Raw genomic sequence first — 15,454 nt, forward strand, 5'->3', positions numbered from 1 at the left:
GGGAGAGGAATCAACCGGAGGGACAGCATATCGCCCGGAGGGGGAGAGGAATCAACCGGAGGGACAGCATATCGTCCGGAGGGGGAGAGGAATCAACCGGAGGGACAGCATATCGTCCGGAGAGAATGGAAATCAACCGGATAGGCAGTATATCAACCGACTATTATTTGCCTTTTTTGACATAAATAAGCTATAATTTAAGAAATCCGACAACAGGACGGTGACACCAGGAATGAGATGGTGCAACATCTAGAGCAAGGAGAATATTATGTTTAATTATGCTGATTTAGCCATCGCATTTTTTATTGCCCTCGTATCCGCTTTTTTAGTTACTTATCCAGTAAATAAGCTAGCCATTAAGGTTGGGGCGGTTGATCTGCCCAACCACCGTAAAATACATAAAGAAGTTACTCCCAGACTAGGTGGACTTGCTATTTTCATCGGTGCTTTTTTAGGTGCACTTTATTTGCAGCCGCATCATGAACATTTACCGGAAATTTTACTTGGCGGGATTGTCATTATATTAACCGGAGCGCTGGACGACAGATTCAGTTTACGTCCCGTTGCCAAGCTCACAGGTCAACTTGTAGCGGCCTCTTTTCTTGTCTCATCTGGACTGATTATTGAACGTATCACACTTCCTTTCCTTGGTGTAGTTGATCTCGGTTTTTTTAGTGTACTCATCACCGTTTTATGGGTTGTCGGGATTACGAACGCGATTAACCTGATTGATGGTTTGGATGGTCTTGCCACGGGTGTTACAACGATTGCGTTTAGCAGTATGTTTGTTATGGCACTCATTGATGAGCAGCTGATGGCAGCTTACCTATGTATCGTACTCATTGGTTCCAATCTTGGATTTTTATATCATAATTTTCATCCGGCCAAAATTTATATGGGGGATACGGGGTCCAATTTTCTTGGCTACATGATCGCTGTTGTTTCCATGCTGGGCCTTTTTAAAAATATAGCGCTGTTTAGTTTTATCATTCCTGTCATTGTTTTAGCGGTGCCGATTTTCGATACAGTTTTTGCTATTGTTCGCAGGGCGTATAATAAAGAGAGTATCATGATGCCGGATAATAAACATATTCACTATCAACTGATCGCAAAAGGATACAGTCACCGGAAAACGGTCTTGATTATTTATACGTTCAGTGCTATTTTCGGGGTTCTGGCAATACTCTTTCAAAATGCATCGATTACGACCTCGCTTATTATCACATTTTTTATTCTTTTCCTCCTGCATCTTTTTGCTGAAATGGCAGGGCTTGTATTAGGTGGAAAGCGTCCCATTTTAGATAAAATTACAAAACCATTCATGAAAAAAGAAAAAGGCTAAGAAGGGGATTTTTCTAAAAAATAGGAGTCCCTTTTCTGTTTACTAAATATGGAAATCAGAAAGTAGTCTAAATTCCGTTAATTGATGAAGGCTTTGTTTGCATCATGAAGCCTATCTATGGTATTTTTAACTTTAATAGGATGCTTTTACGTTGGAATACGAAAGGAAAGAAGTTATGTCAAAACAACAAATCGGTGTGATTGGGCTTGCAGTCATGGGGAAAAATTTAGCCTTTAATATTGAATCACGAGGTTACTCTGTTTCTGTGTACAATCGATCACCAGAAAAAACGGAAAACATGATGAAAGAAGCTACGGGGAAGCAAGTGACCCCTCAATATAGTATCGAAGAATTTGTCGAATCGTTGGAAAAGCCCCGCAAAATCTTGCTGATGGTAAAAGCGGGTAGCGGAACAGACGCTACGATTCAGGCGCTGCTGCCGCATCTTGATCAAGGGGATATTTTAATCGACGGCGGAAATACTTATTTTAAAGATACACAGCGCCGAAGCGAAGAACTACAAGCATACGGCATCCACTTCATCGGTACAGGTGTTTCCGGCGGAGAAGAAGGAGCGTTAAAAGGGCCATCCATTATGCCTGGTGGGCAAAAAGAGGCATATGACCTTGTGAAGCCGATTTTAGAAGCTATTTCTGCCAAAGTAGACGGGGAAGCTTGTACAACTTACATTGGTCCGGACGGTGCCGGCCATTACGTGAAGATGGTGCATAACGGAATTGAATATGGCGATATGCAGCTCATTTCAGAGGCATATTTTATTATGAAACATGTGCTAGGATTAGAGGCCAATGAGCTGCATGAGGTATTTACAGCGTGGAATAAAGGGGAATTAGATAGTTACTTGATCGAAATTACCGCTGATATTTTCACCAAAATAGATGAAGAAACAGGAAAACCGCTTGTTGAAATGATTTTGGATACAGCGGCACAAAAAGGAACTGGAAAATGGACGAGCCAGAGCGCACTCGATTTAGGAACGCCACTGCCAATTATCACTGAATCAGTGTTTGCCCGTTTTATCTCCGCGATGAAGGACGAGCGTGTCCATGCAAGTAAGGTGCTGTCAGGACCGGAAGTTCAGCCATATGCGGGCGATAAGGCTGAACTGATAGAAGCAATCCGCGAGGCGCTTTATATGAGTAAAATCGTTTCGTATGCACAAGGATTCACGCAAATGAGAGCTGCTTCAGAGGAATATGATTGGAATTTGGATTACGGAAAAATTGCGATGATATTCCGCGGGGGCTGTATTATCCGTGCGGCATTCCTGCAAAAAATTAAAGAAGCTTACGACCGGGATGCGAACCTAGCCAATTTATTGCTGGATCCGTATTTTAAAGAAATTGCGGAGGGTTATCAAAAGTCACTGCGTAAAGTGATTGCCCTTGCGATTGAAAATGGCATTGCTGTACCAGGATTTATGGCAGCTTTATCGTATTATGATAGTTACCGTTCCGAAAAATTACCGGCAAATCTCTTGCAGGCACAGCGCGACTACTTTGGCGCGCACACCTACAAGCGCATCGACAAAGAAGGTACCTTCCACACCGAATGGATAAATGAATAGGGAGAGGGAGCAGAATAAATATGTTCTGCTCTTTTTTGTGCTGTTTTAGTGTGAAGCACTGAATACTGGAAAATAAAACTTCCGCAGTCCTTTTATACGGGGTGCGGAAGTTTTTATGTCTGCTGTTCTTTCCTATCCTAAAAACGCCTCTAAATCAAACCACCGCACAAAGCGACTGACCGCCGTTAAGTACTTTCATCACTTCCTCAGCAATCAGCATGGCTGTCCGGGACTGCGCGGCATTCGTGGCGCCGGCAATATGCGGGGTAAGACGGATAGATGCAATCTGTGTGAGCGGTGAATCTTTCGGAATTGGCTCTGCTTCCAGCACATCAAGGTATGCTCCAGCGATTTCCCCTGATTGTACAGCCTCGATGAGATCCCCTTCGTGTATGATTCCACCTCTTGCCGCATTAATCACATAGGCATGAGGTTTCATATGCGGAAAATTCTTTTTGTTGATCATATGCCGGGTTTCTTTTGTCAGCGGGACATGAACCGATACAAAGTCGGATGCAACTAGCAGTTCATCCAGCGTGTTTACTGATCGAACTCCGGTTTCTGCCAGGATATGGTCGAACGGTGTAACGAACGGATCATAACCGATTGTCTCCATTCCAAAAGCATTTGCTCTTCTCGCGACACGGTGGGCAATTTCGCCCATTCCGACGAGGCCAAGTGTTTTCCCGTTTAATTCATTACCAGTAAAAAATTTCCGATTCCAATTACCACGTCGTACATCAGCATCTGCATGATGGAGCGGTCTATACGCATCCAGCATGGACGCCATCACATATTCCGCAACAGACGTAGCATTTGCATGTTTAGCCGTAATCACCGGTATGTTTCTGGATGATGCTGCACCTAGATCGATGTTATCCAGTCCGACACCAAGTCGCCCAATAACTTTGGCGTTTTTTGCCACGTCAAGCAATTCAGCATCGACTTTTGTTTCATTCCTGACAATGAGTGCATCATACGCTGGTGCCAATGCAAGCAATTCCTTTCTTTTTCGCCCCAGTTCCATATCGTAGTCTACAGAGCAGCCGCTTCGCTTGAGCTCTTTCATCCCATCATCCCACATCAACTCGGTCACAAGCACCTTCATGAACATTCACTCCCTGTAATCATGATCAACTTATCTATCTGTTCCTGATTATTCCTTGTTGTAAACTGTTTCGCGCTACTGATTATATGCAAGGACAGGGAAAAATAATATAAAATAAGAAAAGAAGCGACTCTTTAGGTGCAGCGAGCACTGATCAATATGTGTGAAGGGCTGAATAATCGGGAAATGCGCTGATAAAATTTCAGAAGCGCTGAATAAATAAAGTAACCCCGCACCGCTGAATCCGAAAAATGCAGCATATAAAAAAGGAAGCAAAAATGCCTTTTTGCTTCCTTTACCATCATCCATTATTCATCTAAAATCGGCCACCAGTGAAAGCCATCTTTTTCAAGGAGTTCCTCTGCTTCTTTTGGCCCCATGGATCCTGATTCATAATTCGGGAAATGAGCTGTTTTATTTTCCCAAACGTCAAGTAAGGCATCGACATATTGCCAGGAGAGTGCCACTTCATCCCAGTGGGTAAAGTTCGTTCCGTCACCAAGCATGCAGTCCAGAAGCAGTTTTTCATATGCTTCCGGTGTATTAACTCCATCAATTCCAGTGTTTTTATATGCGAGCTTGATAGGCTCTGCAAATGCTCCGGTTCCTCCCCTTTTAGCATTAAGGTGGAGAGTTACCCCTTCATCTGGCTGAATATTAATGACCAGTAAGTTTGGGTGTTTATCCGTTTTATTTTCATAATATAAATTCATTGGGATATCTTTAAATTCCACAACGATTTTGGTTGATTTATCTGTCATCCGCTTTCCTGTACGAATATAGAATGGAACCCCTGCCCAGCGATAATTATCGATCATAACCCTTCCAGCTACAAAGGTCTCGGTATTGGAAGCGGCTAGTTCCTCTGCCTCGTGTTGATATGCCGGTACCTTTTCATCGAGGATAGAGCCTTCTCCATACTGTCCGCGCACAAAGTTTTCATCCACTTGGTCTTTTTCAACGGGGCGTAGTGCACGAAGTACTTTGATTTTCTCTGAGCGAATTTCTTCTGTCGTTAATTTAATTGGCGGCTCCATCGCGAGCAAGGAAACCATCTGAAGCATGTGGTTTTGTACCATATCCCGGGTTGCTCCAGAGTGATCATAGTAGCGGGCTCGTTCTTCAACACCAAGTGATTCACTGGATGTGATTTGAATATTTTCGATAAAGCGGTTATTCCATAAGTGTTCAAAAAGTCCATTAGCAAAACGGATTACTTCAATATTTTGTACCATTTCTTTTCCCAAGTAATGGTCGATCCGGTAAATTTGGTTTTCCTCAAAAGCTGCGCGAATCTTATTGTTTAATTTTTTTGCAGATTCTAAATCATGGCCGAATGGTTTTTCAATCACAAGGCGAGACCAGCCGGTGCCCTCCTTTAGTCCATTTTCTTTTATTTGATTGGCTACCGTGCCAAAATATTCAGGTGCCATTGCTAAATAAAAGATTTTATTACCATCCGTTTGATATTCCGCGTCCAACTCATTGATTAACGTACCTAAGGTTTGATAAGTGGATGCTTCTTGCACATCAAAAGGGTGGTAATAAAAATGAGAAGTAAAGTTCTTTAGATTTTCTCGCATGCCAAAGCTGTTTTCAATTGATTTTTCTACATGGTCCCGCAATGTATCGTTATCCCATGGTCTTCGCCCGACACCAATCACTGCAAATTCCTCGCCAATGTTTCCATTTTGACGGAGCCTGTAAATGGATGGGAACAGTTTGCGTTTAGCTAAGTCCCCTGTAACTCCAAAAATAACAATAACCGCTTTTGGTTTTTGTTTATTACTCACAACACGTCCACCTCAATTTTATTAAAATAATTTTCTGAATATCCGATTCATATAGGAAAGGGGGTGTTTAATCAACTGCCCGTGGACGCATACTTTTCATCGTCCGTTCTTACTGTGGATAGTTACAGTCTACATGAGTCATACGCTCCTTTTCAAGGATGATGTTCATGCGTTTAAAATGAAAAGATGTTAACATAGCAAAAAACTTTGCTTGCTTTCATATACTAATTCATACTCCCTCTGAAAAAAATTGACAAAACGAATGCTTGTTGGTTAAAATGAACTGCATCTTCTTACATTTGTCATGTGAAGAGGGTTAATTATAATGGAAAGGTGGATCGTTGTTAAGAGACAAGAAAAGCGCCAGAACTATTTTCAGACCGGTCAGGAAAATAGTTGACGAGGTGGAGGCTAATCGAGTTTTTTCGGCGGATTCCTCCCGATTGCACATCCCAATCGTTATGCGTTGTTCTGAAACCAATGAGGTAACTTGTTGTACAAAAGGATAAGCAGGATGAAAAATAAACGATCACGAGAAAGGGGCAACACGCCCCGAAACAGAGATGAGATGGAAGAGGTCAGATGAAGCGTAAGTAGACCTTTGCATCTGGGAGTCTTGCAAATAGGAGAAAAAATTCCCTTGTAAAGGACGTTTGTTGCCCCTTTAATAAGGAGGAAACGACGATATGTGTGGAATTGTTGGTTATATCGGACAAAATGATACGAAGGAATTATTATTAAATGGTCTTGAAAAATTAGAATATCGCGGTTATGACTCAGCTGGGATCGCGATGCAAAATAATAATGGAATGCGTCTTTTCAAGGTGAAAGGTCGCGTCAAAGCACTCCGGGATCGAGTGGATAGCTCGATTCATGCAACAATGGGAATCGGCCATACCCGCTGGGCGACACATGGCATACCGAGCGAAGAGAATGCACATCCGCACCAAAGCGCGTCTCGCAGATTTACACTTGTTCATAACGGGGTTATTGAAAACCATCAAGAATTAAAAAAGGAATATCTCAGCGATGTAACGTTTAATAGTGAAACAGATACAGAAGTGATTGTTCAGCTCATGGAAAGGCTTTGTGCGCAATACCAGGATACTGCTGAGGTTTTTCGCCAAGTAGTGAGGCTTTTAAAAGGTTCCTATGCAATTGGTATGATGGATGCAGAAGACCAGGAGACACTTTATGTTGCAAAAAACAAAAGTCCATTATTAGTGGGTATTGGAAACGACTTTCATGTTGTAGCAAGTGATGCAATGGCAACATTAAATGTAACGGATCAATATTTGGAGATTTTAGACCAGGAAATTGTTCTGGTAAATAGAAACAATGTTAAGATTCAGAAGCTTGATGGCACTGCTGTTCATCGCAAACCATATACAGCTGAATTGGATGCATGGGATATTGAAAAAGGAACATATCCGCACTTTATGTTGAAAGAGATTGACGAACAGCCCATTGTTATGCGAAAAATCATTAAAGCGTATCAAAACGAAAATAATGAGTTGAAGCTGGATCGAAATGTACGTGAAGCAATAAAAGCATGCGATCGCATTTATATAATTGCGTGTGGCACAAGTTACCACGCAGGATGGACGGGAAAGCAGGTCATTGAAAAACTGGCAGCAATCCCAGTTGAAGTCCATGTCGCAAGTGAGTTTTCATACAACATGCCGCTCTTATCGGCAAAACCGTTATTTGTCTTTATTTCCCAGAGCGGAGAAACAGCTGATAGCCGTGCCGTATTAGTTAAAATAAAAGCAATGGGATATCCAGCACTGACGATTACAAATGTGCCAGGGTCCACCCTTTCTCGTGAAGCAGATTACACATTGCATCTATATGCAGGGCCAGAAATTGCTGTCGCATCAACAAAAGCATACACTGCGCAAATAGCTGTTCTAGCGATTTTGGCAGTAGACGCTGCACAAGCAAAAGGTATTACATTGGATTTTGATCCGATGCAGGAGCTGGCAATTGCTGCGAATGCGATGGAGATGTTAACAGATCAAAAAGAAGCAATGGAAGATCTTGTTGTAAACCATCTGGAAAAAGCACGTCATGCTTTCTTCATTGGCCGCAGCAGTGACTATTATGTATGCCTAGAGGGAGCATTAAAACTGAAAGAAATCTCCTACATTCAAGCGGAAGGTTTTGCAGGCGGGGAGTTAAAGCATGGAACGATTGCGCTCATTGAAGAAGGAACACCGGTGATCGCACTAGCAACACAGGCCAATGTCAACTACGCCATTCGCAGCAATGTGCAAGAGGTAGTGGCTCGGGGAGCAAATGCAATGGTCATTAGTATGAAAGGGCTTGAGCAAGAAAATGATACCTTTGTTTTACCACACGTGCATGCATTATTGACACCACTTGTGACGGTTGTCCCTTTACAGTTACTGGCATATTATGCAGCATTACATCGTGGCTGTGATGTGGATAAACCAAGGAATTTAGCGAAGAGTGTGACAGTGGAGTAAGGGACATGGAAAGTTCATCATGTTTCGTGGATTTGAAAAAAGTTTGATCATTTATGAAAAAGTTTGATACAATTAAGTTAATGAGTGAGCGTGTGATAATTCCACAATCGTGCCTAATTGCTGAAAATGCTTTTTTGAATTCGTTTAAAATGTATGTTTAACGATAAACAATTGCATAAATAAAATGTTTTCTAGGGTTCCGTAACCATGTTGTTGGTCTGGTCCGAGAGAAAACTCACAGTCATGCTGTGTCACGGAAGGATAAAAGCCTGGGAGATAACTGTTAAACAGTTTCTCTTGGGCTTTTTATTTTATCTAAAATGGGAGGTAATTTGGATGAATATAAACTGGATTAAAGTATTTGTTGCTGCCTTTTTAGAAATTTTTTGGGTGATTGGATTAACTCATTCACATGATTTATGGACATGGACTGGTACGGTTATTCTGATTATAGTAAGCAATTATTTAATGATATCAGCAGCACAAGTACTTCCTGCTGGAACTGTTTACGCTATTTTTGTGGGTATAGGTACAGGAGGTACTGTTGTTGCAGAAATACTTTTCTTTGGTGAACCATTCAGATGGGGGAAAATTTTCCTAATAGCAGTACTTTTATCAGGAGTTATTGGTTTGAAATTAGTTACAGAAAATAAAAGTGACAAGGTTAAGAAAGGAGTTGAATCTTGATGGCTTGGTTTACTTTAATTTTAGCAGGTATACTCGAGATATTTGGTGTTGCAATGATTAATCAATTGTCTGTAAAACGAAATTGGCAAACAGTTATTTTATTAATTTTAGGATTTGGCTCAAGTCTTGCATTTTTAAGTTATTCATTGCAATTTATTCCTATGGGAACAGGTTATGCAATTTGGACAGGGATTGGTGTTGTAGGAAGTGCCTTAATTGGGATGATTGTTTTTGGAGAATCAAAGGATTGGAAAAGAATAGTCTTTATAATTTTGGTATTATGTTCAGCCATCGGATTAAAACTTATTTCATAAACCAACATTGGAAAGCCTAATTACTTAAAACCAGGGAGAATTATAAATGAAGTTGGAATGGACTGAGCAAGCGTTAGAAGGCTTACATCCATCTCCTTTCATGACTAAAATGGATGCATGATGATACATACCGTTGTATAAGAAAAGGATCGCCCCAAACTATATAGGGACAACCCTCGTTTTTGAACCATTGATGTCATCATCGCTGCCTTTTATTAGGGAAGCAAACATCCTTAGATATTATTTGTTTTTCAATAATGAAAATACACCACTACCCATTTGTTTCAATTGTCCAGCTAATTCCCGCGTTTTTTCTGCAGTTGAAAATAGTTTATCCATGTCCCAGTCGCCTTCTGGTGTTTTGAATTCCGACATCATTTGGTTTAAAAGGTCGGACTGCGTAGTTTGATTTGTAGGAGGCGGTTGTTGAGAAGAGGGGGGGCGAATACCGAACATCATATCGAATGGATGCCCCATAGGCCTGTCGTCGTTTTGGCTGGGTTTCTTTTGAAAATGCATAAATCACACTCCCTTGTTATGATTGTCTAACTCATTGGTAAATAAACTTCGGTGGGAAACGCAAATGTTAAGAGCGATTATTACAACAAGATCCTCAAACGAAATAGAATGGAATAAATTGTATTTCGCATGTGAAAACGGAGCCACCTAAAATAAAAGGAATTGCCGAATTAAGCGTGGCTTAATTCGTTTCTTTTGATTGTCTTCAGATATTTTTATCCCCCTAACATATGCAGATATTAGTATCCTATTCTTCATGAATTATCGATGTATAGGCGTTTACGTCTAGGTCTTTGAATACAATAGGTAAAAAAATTTTTCATCTAGGGTTCATTACAAACGTTTGATTTAGAAATAAGTAAAAGGAGCATTTCTATAATGAAGGTGTTTGAGGATGAAAGAAAATCCTGTTGTAGAAGTATTTTTCTTACTCCCTAAAAGCAGGGGTGTGAGATGCTTTTCATCGAACTTTTTTATAAACGATTTAACATTCTTTTAAAGAAATAATAAGCGTATACCCAGTCAAAGTGAAACCATTTGTCATAGGTTATTAGTGATGAAAATCATAAAGGAGGAATTCGAATGTCAGATGAACATGGATATGGAGGATATGGATATGGTGGTGGCTTTGCGCTAATCGTTGTGCTGTTTGTACTGTTGATCATTGTCGGTGCCTCTTTTGGGGGTTACGGCGGATACGGATATTAAAAGACTTGATTCAAAATAATTAACATTAATTTGAGGGATTATCTGCTAAAAAGGTTATCTGTCAAAAAAGGTTAATGAAGTACTGTTGCGTTCGTAATCCCCCGCAGAGGAGTTAAACGGGGTTTTACGAACGTTTAGGTAGCGATTAATACTATAGAGGGAGGGATCCTTTATGTCCCGTGGATATGGTTATGGTTGTGGCCATGGTGGCTATGGCGGATACGGCCATGGTGGTAGCTTTGTGTTAATCGTCGTATTATTCATTCTGTTAATTATTGTAGGCGCTGGAGCATTTGGACACGGTTATTAAGGAACCAAAAAATTAAAGGTTAGACGCTATAAGTTAAGCGTTACCACCAAAAAGACACGGATTCAAAACGTTGGGGACCTTTTTGAAAATAAAAAGCTGAATTTCATCAGGTTAGGGGTGAAATTCGGCTTATTATTATTTTCCCTTTGTTATAAGTTTAAAGATAATTAGGCACCTAATCCATACAATCTAGAAAAGAGATCCCCCTTTAAAAAGCAGGTTAACTACCGAGTTGGCAGTCAACCTATTATTAGGATACTTGTCTATATTTAGAAAAAGAATAAAGATGTTAACAATACTAAGGAAGTGATTGCAAAGAAAGGAAAAAAGGATCCTCCTCTGCCTGAAGAAACGTAAATTCCCCTAGGTGTAACATCCGTAAGAACGCCGCGATAACATTTACCATCGTAATCTTTGACTTCCACTGGTTTTCTGTAGTACTTACAAGCATGATGATATAAATATTTAGCTGACATTGTTGTACACCTTTCCTTCACTAGGAGGGACTGAGCCCCTGTCCTAGTTTAATATCCAGTAAAACGGGTACCTACGATAATAAGAAGGATAAACAAAACGACGATCAACGCAAATCCTCCGCCATATCCGTATCCACCATAATTAGACATATATACTCTCCTTTCTTACAGGTGATATTTATGAGGATGGAATGACTAGTGTTTTCTCCCACGTTAAATGCAAACAGTCAACTGTTTTTAGACAACAGCTGGAGATGTGTCGTGTTGTTTAATGAATGAGATCCTCACAATATAGCATATGTTAAAAAGCTGATTTCGAATGGACGCATGACGAAGGGATGGAAATAAATCGAAAGGAAGGCATGACTTTATGATTGAGCATACAGAAACAGGCGCATTCCTGTGATAAGGATTGCGCCTGTTTGACATGCCTGAATCTCGTAAAAACGGCGGTGAATCTAGATTTTAAGAAGAAGGGGGGAGTGATTCCTTTCGATTGCTGATACCCTAAAGAGGTTAATAGAAATACGGGAAGAAGAGCCGTCTCAAGGAGAAAAATGGAAAACGTCTGCGTCTGAAGCGGCGGAACCTTCTTGGATAACCGTATCCTCCATAACCGTAATTATAGCCATAATCAAACTGACGTGGCTTATCCCCTTGATTCTCTCTATCCATATCTCCTACAGGCATAAGTAGATAGACATCTTCGTCCGATACACCGTCAATAATGCCATCATACATTTGACCATCCATACCTTCACATTGGATGAAATGATATTTGTACCTTTTGCATAAATCATACATGTAACGCTGGTGCACCGCGCTCTTGTTATCTGATTGCATATGGAAACTTTGATTATCCCATGTTTGAGGATAGTTATTCTGATAACCATACATCATGCCACAATGACGATAATCAGGCTGGGCATACATTGGGTGCGGCGCAGGAGTAGGGATATAATATGGTACGTTTGAAGGACCAGCACCATAATCCGGTGTTACCGGTTTTTGATCTTCTCTATTAGCCGATTGTTTCGCTTCAATGTTGAATTCTTCTTCCATGGAAAAATTCCTCCTTACATTTTTAGGTGGTCACTTTACTACTATATGAATAGGAGGAAGTCCAAGATACAAAAAATTTTATGGAAGGATAATTGCCGGCCCTACATACCGTATCAGAGCTGTACGCATCATCCTAGCCTAGCATCGCTTGTTCTTATTCAATAATCGCCGCGGGTTAGAAGAAAAATGGATATTCTATTACGAAATGATTTATACTGTTAGAAAAAAGGTAGGAGAAGGAGTGGATTTATAATGAAAAAGGTCACGCCATTCTTAATGTTTCAGGATGGAAATGCAGAAGAAGCTATGAATTTTTACACGTCCCTCATGGAGGATTCACACATTACAAAAATTGTTCGATATGGAGCGAATGAAGCTGGGGAAGAAGGAACTGTCATGCAGGCTGTTTTCACCTTAAAGGGGCAAGAATTTATGTGTATTGACAGCAATATAAAACATCCGTTCTCGTTTACACCTTCGTTCTCGATCTTTCTTACATGTAATTCGGAAAAAGAAATTGTGAATCTTTATGAGAAGCTCCTTGAGGATGGACAAGCACTTATGCCTTTAGATGAGTATGGTTTTAGTAAAAAATTTGGTTGGCTCAATGACCGCTTTGGCGTTTCGTGGCAACTCAATCTACCTTAATAAAATGGGGAACTTCCTGTTTTCCTACTACTAAGAATAAGTATTATTATTTTTACTATCGGTGCTTTGAAGGAACACAAAATGGAGATACAAATTTGCACTATATAAGCAATTAATTATATAATGATATAGAAATGAAAGAGGGGTGAAACCAATATGCTTCAAACAACCGTTGAAATGGAAAAGGCAGCAATGATTTTAAAGTTGTTAGGTGATAAAACGCGTTTAACCATGGTAAAAATACTGGATAAACACGATTGTTGTGTTTGCGAATTTGTTGAGATTTTTAAAGTGAGTCAACCGTCCATTAGCCAACATCTTAGAAAGTTGAGGGACGTTGGACTGGTGGAAGAGGAACGGAAAGGGCAGTGGATCTTTTACTCGATTAATAAAGACAATGAATATTATCCATTTGTTCAGCAAATTCTTGACCAATTACCGAGTCAAGATCAGAAATTAAAAGAATTAGAGGAAAAAGGTACGCGTATTATTTGCTGTTAATGGAAGGGGGGATATAGTGACATCAACGCTCATACTAGCAATTTTAATCTTTTTAGCAACACTTGTTTTCGTTATTTGGCAGCCAAAAGGGTTATCCATTGGATGGTCTGCAATCGGCGGTGCAATCATTGCTTTAATCGTAGGTGTTGTTGGGTTTCATGATGTAATAGCTGTAACAGAAATTGTTTGGAATGCAACGCTTGCTTTTGTTGCGATTATTTTAATCTCATTAATATTGGATGAAATTGGACTATTTGAATGGGCAGCACTTCATATGGCTCGAGTCGCAAAAGGCAATGGAATAAAGATGTTTGTCTACATAAGTATATTAGGTGCAATGGTCGCTGCCTTTTTTGCGAATGATGGTGCAGCTTTAATACTGACACCTATTGTGCTAGCGATGGTTCGTAATTTAAATTTCAAAGAAAAAATGGTTTTTCCGTTTATTATGGCGAGTGGATTTATTGCGGATACAACATCTTTGCCATTTATCGTAAGTAACTTAGTTAATATTGTTTCGGCCGATTTCTTTGGTATTGGATTTGTAGAATATGCTTCTAGAATGATTATTCCGAACCTGTTTTCACTAATGGCGACGATATCTATATTATTATTTTACTTTCGAAAAAGTATTCCGAGATCTTATGATGTCTCTAAATTAAGTGAGCCTAGTTCTGCAATAAAAGACCATAAAATGTTTCATGTCTCATGGTATGTGCTTGGATTATTACTCATTGGTTATTTTGTGAGTGAGTTTATTACACTTCCTGTTTCAATTGTTGCAGGCATCATCGCTATTTTCTTCATCCTTATGGCAAGAAACAGTGAAGCGGTTGATACGAAAAAGGTCCTAAAAGGGGCACCTTGGGATATCGTATTTTTCTCCATCGGAATGTATGTCGTGGTATATGGACTAGGGAATGCCGGGCTTACAGATGCGTTAGCTACTATTATTGAAACAACAGCAGAACAAGGATTATTCGTCGCTACGATTGCGATGGGCTTTATTGCAGCATTTTTATCTTCCATTATGAACAATATGCCGACAGTAATGATTGATGCGCTTGCAATTGCCGAAACAAGTACATCCGGTGTAATGAAAGAGGCACTGATCTACGCTAATGTGGTTGGATCCGATTTAGGACCAAAAATCACACCAATTGGTTCACTCGCGACATTGGTATGGCTTCATGTTTTATCGCAAAAAGGGGTAAAAATTTCATGGGGAACCTATTTTAAAACAGGGATCGTTTTAACAATTCCAATTCTGTTTATCACCTTATGCGGACTGTTTTTGACATTAGTGATTTTATAAGCATTTTTTTAGGGATATATGAAGGAGGCCAAGGATGACAAAAAAATTAATCTATTTCCTATGTACAGGGAATTCCTGTCGCAGTCAAATGGCGGAAGGCTGGGCAAAACATTATCTTAAGGACAATTGGGACGTTAAAAGCGCGGGAGTAGAAGCCCATGGTTTGAATCCGAATGCTGTTAAGGCAATGAAGGAAGTAGGGATGGATATCTCCAATCAAAAATCAGAAATCATCGACACGGGAGTTTTGAATCATGCAACGATGGTTATTACGCTTTGTGGGGATGCGGCAGATAAATGCCCGATGACACCACCTCATGTCAAGCGTGAACACTGGGGATTTGATGATCCTGCAAAGGCAGAAGGAACAGAGGAAGAAAACTGGGAAGTATTCCAGCGTGTACGAGATGAAATAGGGGAAAGAATGAAACGTTTTGCGGAAAAAGAAAAGCGAAAAAAGCATCATCTTTAGGTACTGCATCTAGATGCGACTTGTATAAACCTTCCTTTATAAAAAGTCCTTTTGTATGGAAAAACCCATTTTGAACCATTTTTTTCAAAATGGGTTTTTTCTAGTGCGCCCAGCATGGGCTA

The 15,454-nt window shown here is 40.2% G+C and carries 16 protein-coding genes, 1 pseudogene and 1 riboswitch; of the genes and pseudogenes, 12 read left to right on the forward strand and 5 right to left on the reverse strand.

Annotation, left to right across the window (positions count from 1 at the left end):
- The 3 genes from GZ63_RS18205 to gndA all read left to right on the forward strand — a co-directional run.
- The coding region (locus GZ63_RS18205) for a hypothetical protein (protein ID WP_198020953.1) at positions 1-185 on the forward strand (185 nt) is incomplete at its 5' end.
- 83 nt (positions 186-268) lie between these two features.
- Positions 269-1,342, forward strand: coding sequence for a glycosyltransferase family 4 protein (locus GZ63_RS0115265; protein WP_029271031.1), 1,074 nt, complete (start codon positions 269-271; stop codon positions 1,340-1,342).
- Between the two features lie 175 nt (positions 1,343-1,517).
- Positions 1,518-2,930 (forward strand): NADP-dependent phosphogluconate dehydrogenase, encoded by a 1,413-nt coding sequence (gene gndA / locus GZ63_RS0115270; RefSeq protein ID WP_029271032.1) that lies wholly within the window; start codon positions 1,518-1,520, stop codon positions 2,928-2,930.
- 154 nt (positions 2,931-3,084) lie between these two features.
- Here the strand turns inward: gndA and GZ63_RS0115275 are convergent, their stop codons facing one another.
- Both GZ63_RS0115275 and zwf read right to left on the reverse strand, forming a co-directional pair.
- Positions 3,085-4,038 (reverse strand): hydroxyacid dehydrogenase, encoded by a 954-nt coding sequence (locus tag GZ63_RS0115275; RefSeq protein ID WP_029271033.1) that lies wholly within the window; start codon positions 4,036-4,038, stop codon positions 3,085-3,087.
- A gap of 308 nt (positions 4,039-4,346) precedes the next feature.
- Positions 4,347-5,831 carry a glucose-6-phosphate dehydrogenase gene (gene zwf / locus GZ63_RS0115285; protein WP_029271035.1) on the reverse strand — a complete coding sequence of 495 codons (1,485 nt, stop codon included), beginning with the start codon at positions 5,829-5,831 and terminating at the stop codon, positions 4,347-4,349.
- Between the two features lie 686 nt (positions 5,832-6,517).
- Here zwf and glmS point away from each other — a divergent pair.
- From glmS to GZ63_RS0115300, 3 genes are all read left to right on the forward strand, one after another.
- The gene (gene glmS / locus GZ63_RS0115290; protein WP_029271038.1) at positions 6,518-8,320 is read left to right on the forward strand and encodes a glutamine--fructose-6-phosphate transaminase (isomerizing); all 1,803 of its coding nucleotides are present in this window, start codon (positions 6,518-6,520) and stop codon (positions 8,318-8,320) included.
- 180 nt (positions 8,321-8,500) lie between these two features.
- Positions 8,501-8,598: riboswitch (guanidine-I (ykkC/yxkD leader) on the forward strand.
- Positions 8,599-8,656: 58 nt separating this feature from the next.
- Positions 8,657-9,007 carry a DMT family transporter gene (locus GZ63_RS0115295; protein WP_029271039.1) on the forward strand — a complete coding sequence of 117 codons (351 nt, stop codon included), beginning with the start codon at positions 8,657-8,659 and terminating at the stop codon, positions 9,005-9,007.
- Positions 9,007-9,321: a DMT family transporter gene (locus tag GZ63_RS0115300; protein ID WP_029271041.1), complete on the forward strand. Its 315-nt coding sequence runs from the start codon at positions 9,007-9,009 to the stop codon at positions 9,319-9,321. The genes GZ63_RS0115295 and GZ63_RS0115300 overlap by 1 nt, the downstream gene beginning before the upstream one ends.
- A 240-nt stretch (positions 9,322-9,561) precedes the next feature.
- Here GZ63_RS0115300 and GZ63_RS0115305 read toward each other — a convergent pair whose 3' ends face one another.
- A complete protein-coding gene (locus tag GZ63_RS0115305) occupies positions 9,562-9,840 on the reverse strand; it encodes a YppG family protein (RefSeq protein ID WP_029271043.1) in 279 nt (92 codons plus the stop codon).
- Positions 9,841-10,422: 582 nt separating this feature from the next.
- On the opposite strand from GZ63_RS0115305, the gene GZ63_RS17625 reads away from it, so the two are divergent.
- Both GZ63_RS17625 and GZ63_RS17630 read left to right on the forward strand, forming a co-directional pair.
- A complete protein-coding gene (locus tag GZ63_RS17625) occupies positions 10,423-10,548 on the forward strand; it encodes a YjcZ family sporulation protein (protein WP_084179337.1) in 126 nt (41 codons plus the stop codon).
- 220 nt (positions 10,549-10,768) lie between these two features.
- Positions 10,769-10,858, forward strand: a pseudogene (locus GZ63_RS17630) (YjcZ family sporulation protein); the annotation flags it as partial.
- A 524-nt stretch (positions 10,859-11,382) separates the two neighbouring features.
- Here GZ63_RS17630 and GZ63_RS17635 read toward each other — a convergent pair.
- The gene (locus tag GZ63_RS17635) at positions 11,383-11,484 is read right to left on the reverse strand and encodes a YjcZ family sporulation protein (protein WP_084179343.1); all 102 of its coding nucleotides are present in this window, start codon (positions 11,482-11,484) and stop codon (positions 11,383-11,385) included.
- Between the two features lie 366 nt (positions 11,485-11,850).
- Positions 11,851-12,396: a hypothetical protein gene (locus GZ63_RS18530; RefSeq protein WP_051681520.1), complete on the reverse strand. Its 546-nt coding sequence runs from the start codon at positions 12,394-12,396 to the stop codon at positions 11,851-11,853.
- Between the two features lie 252 nt (positions 12,397-12,648).
- On the opposite strand from GZ63_RS18530, the gene GZ63_RS0115330 reads away from it, so the two are divergent.
- The 4 genes from GZ63_RS0115330 (at position 12,649) to arsC (ending at position 15,332) form a co-directional block, all read left to right on the forward strand.
- Positions 12,649-13,044, forward strand: coding sequence for a VOC family protein (locus GZ63_RS0115330; RefSeq protein WP_029271047.1), 396 nt, complete (start codon positions 12,649-12,651; stop codon positions 13,042-13,044).
- Positions 13,045-13,200: 156 nt separating this feature from the next.
- Positions 13,201-13,545 carry an ArsR/SmtB family transcription factor gene (locus GZ63_RS0115335; protein WP_029271050.1) on the forward strand — a complete coding sequence of 115 codons (345 nt, stop codon included), beginning with the start codon at positions 13,201-13,203 and terminating at the stop codon, positions 13,543-13,545.
- Positions 13,546-13,561: 16 nt separating this feature from the next.
- On the forward strand, positions 13,562-14,860 hold the full coding sequence (locus GZ63_RS0115340; protein WP_029271052.1) for an arsenic transporter: 1,299 nt from the start codon (positions 13,562-13,564) through the stop codon (positions 14,858-14,860).
- A 34-nt stretch (positions 14,861-14,894) separates the two neighbouring features.
- A complete protein-coding gene (arsC, locus tag GZ63_RS0115345; RefSeq protein WP_029271054.1) occupies positions 14,895-15,332 on the forward strand; it encodes an arsenate reductase (thioredoxin) in 438 nt (145 codons plus the stop codon).
- The last annotated feature ends 122 nt before the right edge of the window (positions 15,333-15,454 follow it).

Origin of the sequence: Virgibacillus alimentarius (assembly GCF_000709085.1) — a bacterium.
Taxonomy (GTDB): Bacteria; Bacillota; Bacilli; order Bacillales; family Amphibacillaceae; genus Virgibacillus_B; species Virgibacillus_B alimentarius.

What these genes read in the sequence shown, in the direction of transcription:
- GZ63_RS0115265 (WP_029271031.1), top strand. Translation starts at nt 269, where the DNA reads ATGTTTAATTATGCTGATTTAGCCATCGCATTTTTTATTGCCCTCGTA.
- gndA (WP_029271032.1), top strand. Translation starts at nt 1,518, where the DNA reads ATGTCAAAACAACAAATCGGTGTGATTGGGCTTGCAGTCATGGGGAAA.
- GZ63_RS0115275 (WP_029271033.1), bottom strand. Translation starts at nt 4,038, where the DNA reads ATGAAGGTGCTTGTGACCGAGTTGATGTGGGATGATGGGATGAAAGAG.
- glmS (WP_029271038.1), top strand. Translation starts at nt 6,518, where the DNA reads ATGTGTGGAATTGTTGGTTATATCGGACAAAATGATACGAAGGAATTA.
- GZ63_RS0115295 (WP_029271039.1), top strand. Translation starts at nt 8,657, where the DNA reads ATGAATATAAACTGGATTAAAGTATTTGTTGCTGCCTTTTTAGAAATT.
- GZ63_RS0115300 (WP_029271041.1), top strand. Translation starts at nt 9,007, where the DNA reads ATGGCTTGGTTTACTTTAATTTTAGCAGGTATACTCGAGATATTTGGT.
- GZ63_RS0115305 (WP_029271043.1), bottom strand. Translation starts at nt 9,840, where the DNA reads ATGCATTTTCAAAAGAAACCCAGCCAAAACGACGACAGGCCTATGGGG.
- GZ63_RS17625 (WP_084179337.1), top strand. Translation starts at nt 10,423, where the DNA reads ATGTCAGATGAACATGGATATGGAGGATATGGATATGGTGGTGGCTTT.
- GZ63_RS17635 (WP_084179343.1), bottom strand. Translation starts at nt 11,484, where the DNA reads ATGTCTAATTATGGTGGATACGGATATGGCGGAGGATTTGCGTTGATC.
- GZ63_RS18530 (WP_051681520.1), bottom strand. Translation starts at nt 12,396, where the DNA reads ATGGAAGAAGAATTCAACATTGAAGCGAAACAATCGGCTAATAGAGAA.
- GZ63_RS0115330 (WP_029271047.1), top strand. Translation starts at nt 12,649, where the DNA reads ATGAAAAAGGTCACGCCATTCTTAATGTTTCAGGATGGAAATGCAGAA.
- GZ63_RS0115335 (WP_029271050.1), top strand. Translation starts at nt 13,201, where the DNA reads ATGCTTCAAACAACCGTTGAAATGGAAAAGGCAGCAATGATTTTAAAG.
- arsC (WP_029271054.1), top strand. Translation starts at nt 14,895, where the DNA reads ATGACAAAAAAATTAATCTATTTCCTATGTACAGGGAATTCCTGTCGC.